General features: G+C 34.2%; 11 protein-coding genes. 6 read left to right on the forward strand and 5 right to left on the reverse strand.

The genetic code is table 11. The features are described from left to right. The 5 genes from B3J44_RS02295 to B3J44_RS02315 form a co-directional block, all read left to right on the forward strand. Positions 1-1,845: glycoside hydrolase family 3 C-terminal domain-containing protein (locus tag B3J44_RS02295; RefSeq protein ID WP_286965474.1), on the forward strand; the 1,845-nt coding region annotated here is incomplete at its 5' end. A 262-nt stretch (positions 1,846-2,107) separates the two neighbouring features. Then, positions 2,108-5,194: a SusC/RagA family TonB-linked outer membrane protein gene (locus B3J44_RS02300; protein ID WP_286965477.1), complete on the forward strand. Its 3,087-nt coding sequence runs from the start codon at positions 2,108-2,110 to the stop codon at positions 5,192-5,194. Between the two features lie 16 nt (positions 5,195-5,210). After that, positions 5,211-6,797 (forward strand): SusD/RagB family nutrient-binding outer membrane lipoprotein, encoded by a 1,587-nt coding sequence (locus B3J44_RS02305; RefSeq protein ID WP_286965480.1) that lies wholly within the window; start codon positions 5,211-5,213, stop codon positions 6,795-6,797. Between the two features lie 144 nt (positions 6,798-6,941). After that, on the forward strand, positions 6,942-7,988 hold the full coding sequence (locus B3J44_RS02310) for a sialidase family protein (RefSeq protein ID WP_286965481.1): 1,047 nt from the start codon (positions 6,942-6,944) through the stop codon (positions 7,986-7,988). A 151-nt stretch (positions 7,989-8,139) separates the two neighbouring features. Then, positions 8,140-9,093 carry a M20/M25/M40 family metallo-hydrolase gene (locus tag B3J44_RS02315; protein ID WP_286965482.1) on the forward strand — a complete coding sequence of 318 codons (954 nt, stop codon included), beginning with the start codon at positions 8,140-8,142 and terminating at the stop codon, positions 9,091-9,093. A 113-nt stretch (positions 9,094-9,206) separates the two neighbouring features. On the opposite strand, the gene B3J44_RS02320 is transcribed toward B3J44_RS02315, so the two are convergent. Continuing rightward, a complete protein-coding gene (locus B3J44_RS02320) occupies positions 9,207-9,572 on the reverse strand; it encodes a winged helix-turn-helix transcriptional regulator (RefSeq protein ID WP_286965484.1) in 366 nt (121 codons plus the stop codon). Between the two features lie 80 nt (positions 9,573-9,652). Between B3J44_RS02320 and B3J44_RS02325 the strand changes: the two genes are divergently transcribed. Next, complete coding sequence (locus tag B3J44_RS02325) at positions 9,653-10,528, forward strand: NAD(P)H-binding protein (RefSeq protein ID WP_286965486.1); 876 nt, start codon at positions 9,653-9,655, stop codon at positions 10,526-10,528. Positions 10,529-10,631: 103 nt separating this feature from the next. On the opposite strand, the gene B3J44_RS02330 is transcribed toward B3J44_RS02325, so the two are convergent. The 4 genes from B3J44_RS02330 to B3J44_RS02345 form a co-directional block, all read right to left on the reverse strand. Then, complete coding sequence (locus tag B3J44_RS02330) at positions 10,632-11,963, reverse strand: hypothetical protein (RefSeq protein WP_286965489.1); 1,332 nt, start codon at positions 11,961-11,963, stop codon at positions 10,632-10,634. 37 nt (positions 11,964-12,000) lie between these two features. Continuing rightward, entirely contained in the window at positions 12,001-14,397 is a 2,397-nt protein-coding gene (locus B3J44_RS02335) for a TonB-dependent receptor (RefSeq protein WP_286965492.1), read from the reverse strand. A gap of 476 nt (positions 14,398-14,873) precedes the next feature. After that, positions 14,874-15,866 carry an FAD:protein FMN transferase gene (locus B3J44_RS02340; RefSeq protein WP_286965495.1) on the reverse strand — a complete coding sequence of 331 codons (993 nt, stop codon included), beginning with the start codon at positions 15,864-15,866 and terminating at the stop codon, positions 14,874-14,876. Positions 15,867-15,923: 57 nt separating this feature from the next. Next, positions 15,924-18,107, reverse strand: a complete 2,184-nt coding sequence (locus B3J44_RS02345) for a PepSY domain-containing protein (protein WP_286965497.1) — start codon at positions 18,105-18,107, stop codon at positions 15,924-15,926. Between the last annotated feature and the right edge of the window lie 132 nt (positions 18,108-18,239).

The raw sequence follows: 18,239 nt of genomic DNA on the forward strand, positions 1-18,239 counted from the left end.
GAGTTAGACGGAATTCCTTGTGCAGCAAATCACTGGTTATTGACTGATGTTTTGAGAAACGAATGGAGTTTTAAAGGACTTGTAGTTTCAGATTTAGGAGCAATTAAATACATTCAGACAACTCACAAAGTAGCTGATTCTCCAAAAGATGCGATTAGAGAAGCTGTTTCTGCAGGAGTTGATATGCAGTTTTACGATTTTTCTAATGAATTCTGGCAAAATACAATTATTGAATTAGTAAATGAAAAGAAATTGACAATGGAAAACATCGACCGTGCAGCGGGAGCAGTTTTACGTTTGAAATTTTTATTGGGATTATTTGAAAATCCGTACACAGATAAAAACTTGATTAAAGAGCGTTTTCATACTAAAGAAAACCAAGCTGTTGCGTTAGAAGCAGCTCAAAAATCAATGGTTTTATTAAAAAATGACAATAATATTTTGCCATTAAGTAAAAACCTTAAAAACATTGCTGTTATCGGGCCAAATGCAAACGCTTCAAGACTTGGAGGTTATGCACCTAAAAATAGTGTTGGAATGACGGTTTACGAAGGTGTGCAACAAATAATGGGAAAAACAGCAAATGTTGTTTACCAAGAAGGTGTTCCTTTGATCGTAAAGGGGCAGGCTATTCCATCTAAATATTTATTCACTTCAGACGGATCTCAAAACGGATTAAAGGGAGAATATTTCAATAACAGAGAGCTACAAGGAACTCCAGCTTTAACTCGTATTGACAGCCAATTAGAATTTGACTGGCCTTGGGCTCCTGGCGATGGTGTAAATGTGGATGATTTCTCTATTCGTTGGACGGGCTATATTCAATCAGACAAATCGTTTGATGGTTGGTTAGGTTTAAGTTCAGATGACGGAATCAGAATGTGGGTTGATGATCAATTGGTTATCGACAACTGGACAAAAGGAGCAACAAGCATTGTTACCACTCCTAAAAATATTGAAGCAGGAAAGAAATACAAAGTCCGCATTGAAATGTGGGAAGGCGGCTGGGGAGCTAGAGCTCACTTACGTTGGAACTTAGAAAAAGTAGATATGCAGCCAGCAATCGATGCCGCTAAAAAGGCAGATGTTGCAATTGTAGTTTTAGGAGAATCAAACGAATTGGTTGAGGAAAATAGAGACGTTGCAAGCTTGGATTTGCACGGAATGCAACAAGAATTGATTGAAGCGATTCAAAAAACAGGAACTCCAGTAGTTTGTGTGTTATTAAACGGTCGTCCGCTTTCTACAAACTGGATTGCTGAAAATATTCCAGCAGTTTTAGAAGGATGGTTTCCAGGAGAATTAGGAGGAAGAGCTGTAGCAGATGTTTTATTTGGAGATTACAATCCAGGTGGTAGATTACCGATTACGGTTCCAAAATCGGTTGGACAGTTACCTATATATTATAACCAAAAACCGTCTGCGATACATAAATACGTTGCAGAAAGCGAACATCCTCTATATTCATTCGGTTACGGATTGAGTTACACGAAGTTTGAATATTCTAATTTAAAAATCAGTGCAAACGAAATCAAACCAGACGGAGAAGTAAAAGTTTCTGTTGATGTGAAAAATACCGGAAATTTAGATGGAGATGAAGTTGTACAATTATATGTAAATGATGTTTACAGTTCTGTAACAACTCCGGAGAAAACTTTAAGAGGTTTTAAACGATTGAACATTAAAAAAGGAGAAACAAAAAATGTTGAATTTACACTTACAAAAGACGAATTAGGCCTGTATAACAGGCAAATGAAGTTTGTTGTAGAGCCAGGAGACTTCGAAGTAATGGTTGGCGGAAACTCAATAGATCTTCTAAAAACCAAATTCAAGGTTTCTAACTAAAAAGTGTTAAACACCGAATAATTTTAAACGATTTTTAGTTAAAAAAATGAATACAATCAAAAAAGGCCAATTTCTATTCGATTAATAGATTTTGGTCTTTTTTATAAGGCAGAGTAGGATTACAAATGAAAACGTTTTCTTTCAATATATGACCAAAGATTTACCAACACCTTTGAAAAATTGTCATTTGTCGAAATTATATTTTGTTAACAGAATGTATTCTTAAGTTTAACATGTTATTAACTCTAAAAAAACAACTAATATGATTAAAAGCGTACTAAAATTACTGTTTGTCATATGCCTTTTTGGGTTTCAAAGCCTACAAGCGCAGACAACAGTAAAAGGAACGATAACAGATGCTCAAAGCGGAATTCCAATTCCTGGAGCAAATATTATTGTTAAAGGAACTAAAACAAGTGCTTCATCAGATTTTGATGGTAAATACAGCATTAATTGTCCTAATCAATCAGCAGTTTTAGTTTTTACTTATGTAGGATCTTCTACAAAAGAAGTTGCTGTTGGATCACAATCTACAATTAACGTATCTTTAGGTCCAGATACGCAGCAATTAGGAGAGGTAGTTGTTACCGCTCTTGGTATTAAAAGAGAGAAAAAAGCAATTACATATTCTGCGCAGAATGTTTCTGTAGACGAATTGTCTGAAGCAAGATCATTAAACGTTGCCAACTCACTTTCTGGTAAAGTTGCTGGTCTTAACTTCTCTACAACTTCTAATGGTGTTGGTTCTTCTTCTAGAATTACATTAAGAGGTAACAGATCTCTTAACGGAAACAACCAGCCTCTTTATGTAGTAGATGGTGTGCCAATTAGTAACGGAACAACCAATACAAATCCTGATATTGATACAGGAGGAACAACACAGCCTGATGGTATCTCAAACATTAACCCTGAAGATATTGCTTCGATGACTGTTTTGAAAGGACCATCTGCAGCGGCACTTTACGGTTCTAGAGCATCAAATGGTGTAATCGTAATTACAACTAAATCTGGTAAATCTGGAAAAACTTCAGTTTCGTTATCATCTAACTTTATGGCATCTTCTGCTTATAACTTGATGAATTTACAAAATGAGTACGGACAAGGTACAAACGGAAATTATGTTTCTAACTCAAGCTCAAGCTGGGGTGCGCCTTTAGACGGACGTCAGGTTTCTTCTTGGCAGTTAGTTCGTAATCCAAATTATGCTGGGCCAGCTACACAAAGTTATTCTCCACAGCCAAACAACGTTATTGATTTCTACAAAACAGGTTATAACTTAGCAAACACTTTAACAGTTACAGCTGGTAACGAAAAAGCGCAAGGTTATTTCTCTTATACTAACACACGTGCTGAAGGTATTGTTGGAGGAAACCAAATGGACAGACATAATCTTAATTTAAGATTGACAAGCAAAATTTCTGATAAATTATCTTTAGATGTAAAAACAAACTACATCGTTCAAGATATTGATAACTTATTGAGAACTGGTGAAGAATCTATCGGAACATCTGCTTATTTATTGCCTCGTAGTATCGCTTACAGAGATTACAAAGACTTTGAATATATTGATGCTGCAGGACAAAGACAAGTAAACTATTTCCTTGACGAAACAGGAGCTCCAGGTGGAAACCCATTTTGGTCTGCTTTAAGAGACGATGCTCGTACAGATAAAAGAAATAGATTTATTGGTTTAGCTTCTCTTAAATATGAGTTTACAAAAACGTTAAGCTTACAAGGTAGAGCTGGTTTAGATCAAATGACAAACAAAAACGTAAGAAACAGATATGCAACGGCTGCTTTCAATAGTAACTTAGGTTCTTATAGTGAATCTTATGAAACAGTAAGCGAGTTAAACATTGATGCTTTACTTTCTTATAATGAAAAATTCGGAGATTTCTCTGTTGGTCTTAACGCTGGTGCAAGTTCATTGCAACAAAATAATTCAGCTTTAAATTCTGGAGGTGTTTTAAGTAAAAGAAATTACTTCGCTTTATCAAACGTTCAAACGGTTCAATCTACTTCTACAGCTTCAGAAAAAAGAATTAACTCTGTTTACGGATTTGGTCAAATTGGTTTCAGAAACTATTTATTCTTAGATTTAACAGCTAGAAATGACTGGTCTTCTACATTACCAACAGATTATTTCTATCCATCTTTCGGACTTTCTGCAGTTCTTTCTGATATGTTTACATTACCAGAAGTAATTAGTTTTGCTAAAGTTAGAGCTTCTTACGCAGAAGTTGGTAACGATACAGATCCGTATCAGACTCAACAAAGATTCTCTTACATTGGAGGAAATGGTGGTATGTTGTACGGACAAAATACAAAAGCAAATCCAAACTTAAAACCAGAGATTTCTTCTTCTACAGAGTTAGGTGCTGATGTTAGATTCTTCAACAACCGTTTAGGTTTAGATTTCACGTATTTCAATACATTAACTAATAATCAAATCTTCTACATTAATACACCTGAGTCTTCTGGATTCTCTAGAGCTATTGTAAATGGTGGTGATATTGAAAATAAAGGTATCGAGTTAACGCTTACTGCAACTCCAATTCAAACAGAAAACTTTACTTGGGATATTACAGCAAATTACGCTTCTTATAAATCAAAAGTAAAATCTATCTTTGAAGGAAGAGAAGAGTTAGTAATTGGTGAGGGACGTTTAGTTAGAAGTAAAGTTGTTGTTGGAGGTGAGTATGGTGATTTATACATTAAAGGTTTCCAAAGAAATGATGCTGGAGAAATTCTTGTAAATAGCGCAGGTATTCCATTAGCAACAAATGGTTTTGATGTTCGCGCTGGTAACTTTAACCCAGATTGGACTGCAGGTTTTAAAAACAACTTTAAATACAAAGATTTCTCTTTAAGTTTCTTAGTTGATTTCAGAATTGGTGGCGAAGTTATTTCATACACTCAAGCTAGACAAGCTGGTTTAGGGGTAAGCGATATTACTTTAGCAGGAAGAAATGGCGGAATCATTGTTGATGGTGTTGTAGATAACGGAAACGGAACTTACACTAAAAATACAACAAGCATTAACGCTGAACAATATTGGACAGCAATCGGACAAAGAACTCCAATTGCAGAACCATTTATTTATGATGCAACAAACATCAGATTAAGAGAGCTTGTTTTTGGTTACTCAATGCCAAAACGTTTATTAGGTAACTCAGGATTTACAAGCATCGATTTCTCATTAGTAGGTAGAAACTTGTTCTTCTTCTTAAACAAAGCTAAATACTTTGATCCAGAAGCTGGAGCAGGTACAGGTAACTTACAAGGGATAGAATCTTTCAACATTCCATCAACAAGAGATTATGGAGTGAATGTTAAATTCGGATTTTAATTAAAAAAGAGATATCATGAAATATAGTTTTAAAATAAAAACATTAGGAGTTGCATTAATGGCAGTTTCGATTTTATCAAGTTGTACTAGCGATTTTGATGAAATAAACAAAGATCCTAATTCATTGACTGAAGATCAGTTAGATGCAACATTAGCTGGTCCAGCATTTGCATCTGCATTATATGCAGGAATTCACAACGGTTCTTATTCGTCTCCAGGAGTTGATGATCATGGAACATGGGGAATTGCAACAGGTATTTTGCCATCTGTTTTTGTGCAATATCATAGTGTTCCTTATGGTACAGAAAGAAATGCTTTTGTTAATGGATATGAAGGGCGTGCATGGTCAAAATTTTATACCGTTGCAGTTCCTGCCTTAAACAATGCAATTAAAGCGTCTGAAGGAAATACAGAAGCATTGGCAGTTTTAAAAATTTGGAAAGTTTTTATGTACAACCAAATGGTTGATGCTTATGGCCCACTTCCTTACACTCAAGCTGGTAATGGTAAAGAAAGTGTACCTTATGATAGTGTAGATTTTATTTACGACGATTTCTTTAAATTATTAGACGAGGCAAATGCAACATTAACCTCTACTTCTGCAACTTCTGTTGCCTCTCTTGCACCAAATGATAGAGTTTATGCAGGTAATGTTGACAAATGGAGAGTTTTTGGAAACAGTTTGAGATTACGTTTAGCTTTAAGAATTTCTGATAAAGATCCTGCAAGAGCAAAAACTCAAGCTGAAGCTGCTGTAGCAGCAGGAGTTATGCAAACAAACGATCAAAGTGCATACTTTAAAGTTAGTAACATTACTCCAAACAATTTAAACATGATTGTAAACAGCTGGGGTTATGTAATGACTTCTTCTATGGAAAGTATTTTAGTAGGATATAACGATCCGCGTTTAGCAAAATGGTTCTCTCCAATTGATATAGGAGTTTATAGAGGAAAACCAGTTGGAGGTTTACAAGATCAATTTGGAGCTACTAAATTCTCTACTTTTAATAATGATGTTTTAGGAAATGGAGCAGCTAACACACTTAGCGAAACTAAAAACATCGAAATCTTTATGGCTTCTGAAAACTACTTAAGTAGAGCAGAAGGAGCTTTAAATGGATGGAACATGGGCGGAGATGCTAAAACTTTGTATGAGGCTGGTATTAGATTATCTATGATACAATGGGGAATTACTGATGCAACAGCAATTAATGCTTATATTTCAGGATCAACTCTACCAACTTTGCCAAACGTTTTAACAGTATATCCTACATTAGATTTACAAGATATTCCAGTAAAATTACCAGTTGCTTGGTCTTCAACAGAATCAAATCAAAGAACACAAATTGCAGTTCAAAAGTACTTAGCAATTTTCCCTGAATCTTGGGAGTCTTGGGCAGATTTAAGAAGAAGCGATGCTAAAGTAATCTATCCAATTTTAAATACAGATAATCCAGATGCTGGAGTGGGTAAATCTTTGATGAAAAGAATTATTTACACGACAAATGAGTACTCATCAAACAAAGCAGGCGTAGATGAAGGAATCTCTAAATTAGGAGGTCCAGATTCTGGTGGAACAAGACTTTGGTGGGACACAAAATAATTAATTTGGTAAAGTAAAAGATCAATCGATTTGTTACTTGAGCAGAAGGAGAGGTAACTCTCCTTTTGTTTTATAAATACTCCAGTGAATTTTTGCCCCAACTTTAATTCATAACATACAATTATTAATTTTCATCAAAATAAAATGATTTTAAAGACAAAATATACTGTTGCAGCGCTATTGGCTTTATTTCTTTTTTCTAGTGAAATAAAAGCACAAATTAAGGCTGTTAATATCGAAAGCAGTTATATTGCCGATCCGCCTGTTACAACAAATAGCCATGCCTCAACTTTGGTTGAATACAAACCAAACGAAATTCTAGCCGCTTGGTTTGGCGGAAAATATGAAGGTGCAAAAGATGTCGGAATTTATATTTCGGCTTATAAAGACAAGAAATGGTCTGCACCAAAAGAATTAATTCAGCCATTGATTAAAAACGGAGATACGCTTCCTTGTTGGAATCCGGTTTTGTTTAAAAGCAAAAGTCAGAATTTATATTTGTTTTATAAAATTGGAAAAAATCCAAGGGAATGGTTTGGCGCTATGATGGTTTCGAAAGATAACGGAACAACATGGGGAGAACCAAAATATCTTCCAGAAGGAATTTTAGGGCCAATTCGAAACAAACCAATCGAAACTACTCCTGGTGTAATTTTATGCGGAAGCAGCACAGAAAGTGTGAGTACAGACGAATGGCGCGTGCATGTTGAAGAATATACAGAAGCTACAGATTCTTGGAAGAAAATTGCGGTAGAAAACAATCAAAATTTCGATATCATTCAGCCCACATTTTTAATTCATAGTAAGAGCGATATTCAGATGCTGTCTCGAAGCAAACACAATAAAGTAGTTTCGAGCTGGTCGGGAGACAATGGCAAAAGCTGGATAAGAACAAATACCATAAATGTCATTAATTCAAATTCGGGTATCGATGCTCTAACGGTAAACAAAAATCTGTTTTTATTAGTAAATAATCCGCTTCCAATTGGAAAAGACTGGTTTAACGGACGTAATATTTTAGACGTAGAATATTCTAAAGATGGTTTAAAATGGACTAAATTATTCGATCTAGAAAAAGAAGAAAAAGGAGAATTCAGTTATCCAGCCATTATCCAAACCACTGACAAGAAAATACATGTTTTGTATACTTATGATCGAAAATATATTAAACATATTTCTTTTGATTTATAAGATAATAGAACGCTGATAAAACGGATTCACTTCGTGAAAACGCTGATTTTTTACGGATTTTTTTATTCTGTTTTTGTATAATATCTGTGTGTATCCGCGTTTTTGCAAAGCAAATCCGTTTCATCCGCGTCTCATTTATAGATAATTAAATATGAAATTAAAACTTCTTTTTACAACTGCATTTTTTTGCTGCACTTTCGTGAATGCACAAATGGCTAAGACTTTTTACAAACATGACAAATTTCTTTCATCAGATAAATTGGAAGGACGTTTTGTAGGAACTAAAGGAAATAACGATGCAGCTGCATATATCAAAAAATATTTTAAGAAATATGGTTTACAGCAATTCAAAGATAGTTTCTATCAGCCTTTCAAAGTATTTGTCAAAGAAGGAATCAATAAAATGAAATCGGATACAGTGGCAACGCAAAATGTTGTTGGTTATATTGAAGGTTCAGATCCCAATTTAAAAAACGAATACATAGTAATCGGTGCGCATTATGATCACTGGGGCTGGGGCGGACAAGGTTCTGGAAGTAAAAAGAAAGAGGCTTTTGCCATTCATAACGGAGCAGATGATAATGCGTCGGGAGTTTCAGCTTTGTTGTGCATTTTAGAAGAAATTTCGAAACAAAAAGTAAAACCAAAAAGAAGCATCATTTTTATTTCGTTTAGTGGAGAAGAAGAAGGGTTGCTTGGTTCAAAGTATTTTATTAATCATTCTCCGGTTCCCAAAGAAGCCATAAAAGTAATGCTGAATATGGACATGGTCGGAAGATTAAATGATAAAAAAGAGCTTTATATGGGCGGAGCAGGAACTTTTCCGAACGGTGTAGAATTAATGAGAAAACTGCAAGAAAACTCAGGATTAAATCCTGTTATTCATGCAGGAGATGTCGGCGGTTCAGATCATGTTTCTTTTTATAAAGAATCTATTGCGGCAGTTGGTTTCCATACAGGCGGACATCCGCAATACCACACGCCAGATGATGATATTGAGCTGATTAATTCAAATGGAGGAGCGTTAGTTGCTAAATATATTTATAACGCACTCATACAAATTGCCAATTATGAAGAAGCTTTGGTTTTTATCAAACAGAATTAAATAAAGCATTATTCAATACAATAAATTAAGTCGACTAGTGAAATTAATGCCTGTTCAGTTTCACATAAAAGTTAAGTTAATTAGTTTTTGTTTGTTAGAAAAGACGGTGTCTATTAAATATTATAGACGCCGTCTTTCATTTTGAAAGCCCATGAAGCCATGGCATCAATTACAGGAAGCAAACCATTTCCTGCATTACTTAATTTATAAGTTACAAACGGAGGTACAACGGGTTTTGCTTCACGAATGACCAATCCATCTGCTTCCAGTTGTTTTAAGTGCTGAATAAGCATTTTTTCTGTTACAGCAGGAATTGCTCTTTTCAATTCGCTGTAACGTTTATCTCCAGTCGATAAATGATATAAAATAATAGGTTTCCAGTAACCTCCAATTTTCTCCATAACAAAAGTTACAGGACATTTTTCCAACGCATACTGCTTGTTTTCCTGAATAGTAGACGATTCTTTAATTGCTGTCATGATACATACTTTAGGGTAAGTACTTGTGTAAAAGTAAGTACAAAGATACCTTTGTCTTGTTAAATAAAAAACATTTTAAGATGAAAATTATAATCTCAGGTTCATTAGGAAACATAGGAAAGCCACTAACGGTACAATTAGTACAATCAGGACACGATGTAACTGTTATTAGCAGTAAAGCAGATAGAAAATCTGCTATTGAAGATTTAGGGGCAAAAGCCGCAATAGGATCAGTTAGTGATGCTGATTTTCTTTCTAAAACTTTTACTGGTGCAGATGCTCTTTTTGCGATGACGCCTCCAAATATGGGTGGAGTAAATATTGTTAAAAATACTACCGATGCTGGTGCCGCTTTCGCGAAAGCAATCCAAACAGCCAATATTAAAAGAGTCGTAATGTTAAGCAGCATTGGAGCAGATTTACCAACAGGAAATGGGCCAATTGCAGGTTTGTATAATATTGAGAAGATTTACGAGAAATTAGACGTTTCTATCACATTTTTAAGAGCAGGATATTTCTACATTAATTTCTATAATGACATCCCGATGATAAAAGGAGCAGGGATTATGGGAGCAAATTTTCCAGCATCAAATCGTATTCCGTTAGTGCATCCAGAAGATATTGCAAATGCTGCTGCCGAAGAATTACAGAAAAATCAAGAAGGTAAAAATATTCGTTATATCATTAGTGATGTAAAAACACCTTCAGAAATTGTAAAAGCATTTGGAACTGCAATTGGCAAACCAGAACTTCCTTGGATTGAATTTACAGATGAGCAATATTTAGCAGGAATGATTCAAGCTGGAGTTCCAGAAGAAATGGCTGGTTTATATACCGAAATGGGATCTGGATTAAGAAACGAAACCATTGCTGCCGATTTCTTAAATAATGATGGAAATGCAACTGGTAAAATTAAATTAGAAGATTTTGCAGCAGAATTTGCTTCAAAATTTTAATTATAAAAAAACATTCCGCTTACTATAAATAGAAGCGGAATGTTCGATTAAAAAAAAACTCAAGTGATGAATTTTCACAGACTGTTTTCACAGTTGTATATTTTTAGAATACCCCAATGTAGTGGTTTCCTGGTTTGTTAACCAATTTTGCACCTTTAGTAACTTTTCCAGAAGGAATATCAATTACATAAATGTTACCATCCTTTCCAACTGGTGTAACAGCGATGTAGAAATTATTTCCATCAACTACAAAACCTTGGTATTGACCAAAATCTAAATTAGCATCATACTCAATACCTTCTACTTTTGTAGCTGTTCTTGTGTTTAAATCAAGTCTTGCTAAGAAACCTTGATCGGTCCCATTTTGAGTATAAACTGCATAAGCAATTCCGTTTCCAGCATATCTCCAAGCATCAATGTAAGTTCCTTTTACTCCTAAAGCTGTATCTAAGCTAAACACATAAGAATTGTCATATTGATTGTTTTGATTGATTTTTAAAATATAAGAACCTTTTTCAGTATCTCTTTGTGTTGCTTGATAAATATTTCCGTCAGTTCCAACAAAACTGTTAAAGCTTCTAAAACCACTTGTGTCACCAAAAGCAACTGTCGAAGTAATAATTTGAGGATTTGTTAAAGCAGGATAATCAACTATAAGAGATTTAGATCCTAAACGTGTAAAAGTTGCCTGATTTTGTCCTGTTGCAGGATCTGTTTTACGCATCCATGTTCCAATGATTAATTTATCTCCAGCTTTGTTTAATGTTGGAGCATCTAAGCGGAAAATGTGGTGTCCTTGTGCTTCTTCTTCAGCAGTTAATGGAAGTTCATATTGTTTAAAAGCAGAAATTAAAGTTTGCTGCATATCTAAAGATAATACAGTAGCAGTTCCTCTAGTGTACTTGTATGTTTTATCTGGATTCGTGTTTACCACTGGAGCAGTTACATTTACTGCAATACCAGTTTTATCTCCATCAAAAATTTTATTCCATCTTGGAGATGTTCCTGCATATTGAGAAATGTTAACTTTTGCTGTAGATTCAGTAAAACTTTTTCCTCCATTTACTTTGTAAGTCATAAACTCTCCACCATTTGCACCTGTGTAAGTGATGTTGAAAAGAGTATTTCCGTCTACAGAAGATTGTAAACGAGCCGTTCTGCTAGATTGAACAGCCATACCATTATCGTAAACATTTACAGAAAAATTAGGATCGATTGCATTTTCTTTACTGATAGAATAAACTCTTGTTCCACCATTTCCATCTCCTGGATCGGTTTGCATTAAAGCTCCTGCTACAGTAATCCATCTTCCGTCTGTTACTGGGTTTACTGGTTCTGTATTTTTATTATTGTCATCACTACTGCAAGAAGTGGTTAGCGCTAACGCACCTAGTAATAAACCAGAGGTTAATACTTTTAATGTGTTTTTTTTCATATTTATGGATTTAAAAAATTAGTTATTTATAATGTGATTAAAATTTACTGATCGTATAATTGAGCTTGATGTAAAAAGCTCTACCTGGTTTTTGAGCGGCGAAATTGTCATAGACTTGCTCATCGAAAATATTTTTAGCATCAAAACTCACTACAAATTGTTTGTTTGGGAAGGCATAACTTAGACCTAAATCCTGAGGAAACTGAGCTGTTGTTCTGTCAATTTCAAGCCAAGAAGTGTAAAAAGGAGCTACATAACCGCAGTAGTAATAGAGGTTTAATTCTGATTTACTTTGAATTACATTTTTAAAATTATATTGAAGATTTCCATTTACAGTAAAATAAGGCTCGTTTGGGAGCTGTTTATTATAGTGAATAATGGTATTTCCATTTTCATCGTACCTATCTTTATATATAGAATTGAATTTTGAAAGATTTACTCCTGCGAATAATCTTTCTTTAAATGAGTATTGAATAGATGTTTCAAAACCTACAGATTGTGTTTTTCCTAAATTTACGAATGGGGTAGCTTGAACGGCTTCATTAACTCGATTACTTATTTGCTGTACAATTTTATCTTGAATATTTCTCCAGAAAGCATTTCCATAGAATGAAAACTTATGATTATTAATTAAATAAGGTCCTAATCGTAAACCAACATTGAAATTATTACTTTGTTCGGGACCTAAATTAGGATTGCTTAAAATGTTTTGGCCTGGAAGTCCAAATATTTCATTCTCATTTGGCAATCGAATTGCTTTTTCTGCAGAAAACATAATCAATGCCTTTGGAACAACAGCATATGAAGATGCAAAACCATATCCTGTAAAGTTCGTATTTCTAATGTCAGTATCCATAATCACAGACCTCTGACCATCTTGGCCTATTAATATTGTGGGGGTAACTTGTTCTCTTTTTAAATAATAATTTTTGACAAAAAAGTTAGCTTTTAGGCGTGCTTGAAAAGCCTGCATTTCATAAGCAAAAGAAGTAACAGATTTATCCAAATCTCTCGTAGCCAAAAAATTACGAATCAATTCTGGCAGCATCTCATCTTTATCATTTCTGTCAACAGTATAAAACATTCCGTTCGCAAGAATCTTATGATTTTTAGAAATGTTATACGTTAAACCAGCTCTTGTATTAAAAATATTCAATTTTTGATGGTTCATTGTAGGTGCTCCCTGTTGTGCGCCAAATACAGACAAAATAGGCTCACCATATAATCCTATAGCTTTTTCACCATTCCAGTTGTAATTCCACTTTACTGTGTCGTTAACCATATCATTTCTATGGCTGTAAACAGAAATTATCGAGAAATCTAGATTCTTGATTAAGAAATCTTTTTTATTATAATTAAGACTAAAAACATTTGCGGCAGATTCACTAAAACGTCCTTTATAAGGTTTAGTCATGTACTGACCGTGCTGAATCTGATTATAATCTTCAGAACCATTATAACTGATAGAAAAATTATCTGCCCATTTCACATCAGTAAAACCCGCTTCAAGTCTTCCTCCATAGGATCTGTACATGCTTTCAAAACGTTTCGCCCTAATATATTCATAGCGTCCGTTAGGAGCAATATTATATACAAATCTTCCCCAAACTTCATAGTCATTGTCAGAATAATTTTGAAATCCATTGGCTTTAACAGTAAAACCAGATTTGTCTCTATAAGTTGTACTAAAGTTCGATTGGATAGTATTAAAAGAACCATAAGAAACCGAAGCCGCAATCATGTTTTTGGATCCTTTTTTAAGAATCACATTAATGGCGCCACCGAGAGAATCATCTGCTAAATTTGCAGGAACAACACCTTTGTAAACTTCAATTCTTTCAATTAAAGCTGGCGGTATACTATTTAAGCTGAACGAAGCGCCATAAGTTTGAATAGGAATTCCATCAATAAAAATACGAATAGCATTTCCAGACATCCCGTTAATGTTGTAAGTTACAGCAGAACCTAAACCTCCATTTTGTCTAATTCTGACACCTCCAGAACGATCCAATAAATCGTTGGTTTGAAGATTTCTTTTTGCCGCTTCCTGTGTTTCGATAACATTTACAGCAAAACCTTTCTCCATTATTTCTTTTCTAATAGAAGATTTTTTGATTACAACTTCTTGTAAATCTTTAGGCCCATTTCGGTCTAAAGAAATATTAAGTTCTGTATTCGGTTTGTTGATAGTAATTTTTGTAGTTCTTGTTTGACCTTCCATAGAAGAGGTTTCCAAGATATACTCTCCGTATTTTAAACCCTTAAAATCGTAACGACCAAAATCATTAACAATAGCATATTTTTGAGTTCCTTTAATAATAATTGATGAACCATAAGCTAATTCATCGGTTCCAAAAGTCACTTTTCCTGTAAGATTTCCAGTTTGTGACCACGCTGAAATGGTAAATAAAAATAGTAGTAAAATTGTTCTCATATTGAGTCTGCGTGTAAAAGTGCTGCAAACTTATATGATAATTTAAATTTAATCTAAATAAAGTAATTAGAAGATTATTAGAATTGCAATGAAGATTCTAATGTTATTTTAATATTATTTTTTTTGAGTTATGAATTATGAGTTATGAGTTATGAGTTATGAATTATGAGTTATGAATTATGAGTTATGAGTTGTGAGTTATGAGTTGTGAGTTACGAATTGATGATTCGGTTGTCTTCCTGAGCGAAGTCGAAGGATATGCGCAAAGTATTTTTCTGATCATTGAAATGAAATAATCTCGCAAAGTCGCTAAGACGCAAAGTTGATTTATGAGTTGCCTCCAGCTTTAGCTGGAGGTCATTTTTAAAACAAATGAAAAAGGCTTTAGCCAAACTTATTTTGGCTAAAGCCTTTTATGTAGAATTATTTATCCCCCAGCTAAAACCGGAGGCAATTCATAACTCATAATTCATAACTCATAATTTATAAGAGAAGTTCTTAGACTTAACAACTTTCCCTTTATCAGTAATCATTACACAACTATAATTAGGAAATTTTTGAAGTAAAAGCAAACCTTCTTTTTGTCCCAAAACCATCATAGAAGTGCTTAATCCGTTAGCGGTTTCTGCGTTCGGACCAAAAACCGTAACACTGCATAAACCAGTTGCAGGATAACCAGTTGCAGGATTTATAATGTGTGAGTAACGTTTTCCGTTAAAAACAACAAACTTTTCATAACTGCCAGAAGTAGTTACAGCGCCCTCTTTTAGCGGAACGGCAGCTAAAATCTTCTCAGGCTTAAACGGATTCGTGATTCCGATTTTCCAATCTTTTCCGTTGGGCTGTTTTCCCCAAGTGCTCATGTCACCAGAACCGTTTACAATGCCAGCTTGAACACCTTTTGCGATCATCATGGCGCGGCATTTATCAGTTGCATAACCCTCGCCTAAAGCACCAAAACCAATTTTCATTCCTTTTAGCTTTAAGAAAATAGTCGATGCTGTGCTGTCTAAAATGATGTTTTTATAACCAACTTTCTCAACAGATTTTTTTATGGCTTCCGCTGAAGGCATTTCAGTCATCGAACCGTCAAATTTCCAAATACGGTCTAAAGCAGCAAAACTAACATCAAATCCGCCATTTGTAATTTTAGAAAGTTTAATGGCTCTTTGTGCCAATTCAAAAACTTCGCGATCTACTTGAATGGGTTTTATTCCCGCATTCTGATTCACTTCAGAAACTTGAGAAGTGGGTTTCCAATCGGAAATTAAATTTTCAATTCGTGTAATTTCAGCTATAACTTCATCTATATTTTTTTCTGCAGAAAGAGTATCTTTGTCTACAATAGAAATATCAAAACGTCCGCCCATCAAAAGCGTAGTTCTTTTTCGTAATACTTGCGAATGTGTAGATAAACAGCAAATAATTACAAAAAAGAATGAAATTTTATAGGATAATAATTTATGCATGAAAATGTATTAAAAAGTCGAAAGTCGAAAGTTGAAAATCAACAATCTAAAATTACTCTAATAACAATCCGTTAAAAATTGTTTATTCGCTTTATATTCTTCAAGTGTTTTTAGTCCTTTTGAAAGACACAGTTCATTTAAAATTGATTCAACATCTTTCTGCATGGCAAGTGAACCACAAATCATAACGACACCACCTTTTTTAAATAGATTCGTAAAGAAAGAGGAATCTCTTTTAATCAAATCCATCACATAAATATGTTCTGCTTCACGCGATAAAGCGACATGAAAATTATCCAGATGTTCTTTCTGAATCATAATGTCAGCAAACTTTTTGTAAGCCATTAAAGTTGGTGTCTCCATTCTAAATCCGCTATACAAATGAAGTTCTTGTTTTGCTTTATTTTGTTCAATCATTCCTAAGAAAGGAGCAATTCCTGTTCCGTTAGAAATAAAAGCCACTTTTTGAACTTTTTTAGGAAGATGAAAAGCAGGATTTTTTACAATCTGAGCTTTTATAACATTTCCAGGTTCTAAAGCATTCAAAAAGCCAGACCCCAATCCGTTTGGATGCAATTTTACAACCAATTGAATATTTCCAGAATGATTTCCAATCGAGTAGAGGCGTTCTCTAGAATCGTTAGCAGGATAAATTGCCAATAAATCGCCCGAACTAAATTTAACTCTAGAACTAGCTCTTAAAGTTAGAATAAAAGTATGTTCGGTTTCAGAAATTGGTGTTTTATCCAAAACCATTAATTTTTGTAGACCTTTCGGAATATGGTTGTATAATGATGGAGTTGTAGCCAGCGGAATTCCTGTTTTCTCGCTCCATAATCTTATCCATTCTACAAACTCAACCGCCGATTTATCATTTACAGTTTGTAAATTCAAATAACGATCTGCCCATTTTTGTTTTCCTAAAAGCTGATCTATTTCAATAGCAAACTGGCAAAAATCTGGATACGATTTCGAACCAAAACCAACCACAGAGAAATTAATATTTTGATCTTGATTTTGTTTCTCTAATAAAGTTTTGAATTGCGTTCCGTTAGAAGGAGCGTCTCCTAAACCATGAGTTGAAGTAAAAACAATAATATGTTCTGCTTTTGGATATGCGGAAAATTTATTCAATTCACTGACAAAAACTTTCTGCCCGTGATCAATTAATTGTTTCTGAATTGAATTGGCAAATCGGAAAGTGCTTCCGTTTTCTGAGCCAACCAAAAGAATAAAAGTGCTTTCGCTAGCTTTAAATTTATTCTTAATTCGACTAGATCTTCTTTTTAAAGTAATTGCAAAACCAGAATAAATAAAGAACAGAATGTTAATGCAGGCTATAGCTAAAATAATCGCCCAGATTCCGTTAATTCTTCCTGTATGAAGATCTAAGCTTAATGCCGCAAATTGAGTTCTCATTGGCGAAAGCTTTTCAGAAATTACAGCTCCCGTAACCTGATTGACTTCAATTTCTCGGTCTTTCAATTCGATAATATAAAATTCTTCAGGATCATCAGTAAAAGGAAATTCGATTTTCTTTACATCAGATAATAAAGTGGTATTAAAAATTGAACTTGTTTGGGCTTTCTCTGAGAGTTCTGTTTTTACAGGTTTTACTTTTTCTTCGCCCATAAAAAAGTTAAATCTTTCTAGGGATAAATAAGTTCCTGTAAGCGAAATAATTAAAATCGGAATTAAAGCCAATCTTCCTAAAAGGACATGGTAATATTGTGCAAAGTATTCTTTGATTATTTTAGAAAAGAAATTTCGGATGCCGCGCTGTCTTTTTAAAACCAGTACGAAACCCGAAATTGATATTAATAGCAAGCAAAAAGAAATTACGCCCACAAAAAAACGTCCTGTTTCATGAAGAAACAGTGAACGATGCAAACTCGTAATCCAATTTATGAATTCGCTTTTCTTTGCAGGAGTTCCTAATACTTTTCCAGTTTTTGGATCAATGTATGCTTTAACGTCATTTCCATCTCCATCAATAGCTTGGAGCGTTACAAATTGATTGTAATCTACACTCAATTCTGTAATTTCAGAATACTTTTTCTTTAAAATTGGAAGCGTTTCGCCTAAAGTTATTTTATTAAAATCTTCTGCTTTGTACGGAAGTGTTTTTTCTTGAACCGCATCGACCGCCAGAATGATTCCTGTTACCGAAGCCAAAAGCAAAAAAATAGAAGAAAATAGGGCCAAAGCCAAGTGTGCGTAACGCCAAAAAGAAAGAGTCATTGAGTGTATTCTAGAAATGTAATGGTATTATATTTTACTTAATCTTACGTATTTGATGTAACCTTTACCATCTGTTTTTTCTGCAAGACCTTCAGTTGTAAGCGGTACTTCAAGATCGCTTACATAATATTT

It is taken from the genome of Flavobacterium sp. UBA4854 (assembly GCF_002399805.1).
GTDB lineage: Bacteria > Bacteroidota > Bacteroidia > Flavobacteriales > Flavobacteriaceae > Flavobacterium > Flavobacterium ginsengisoli.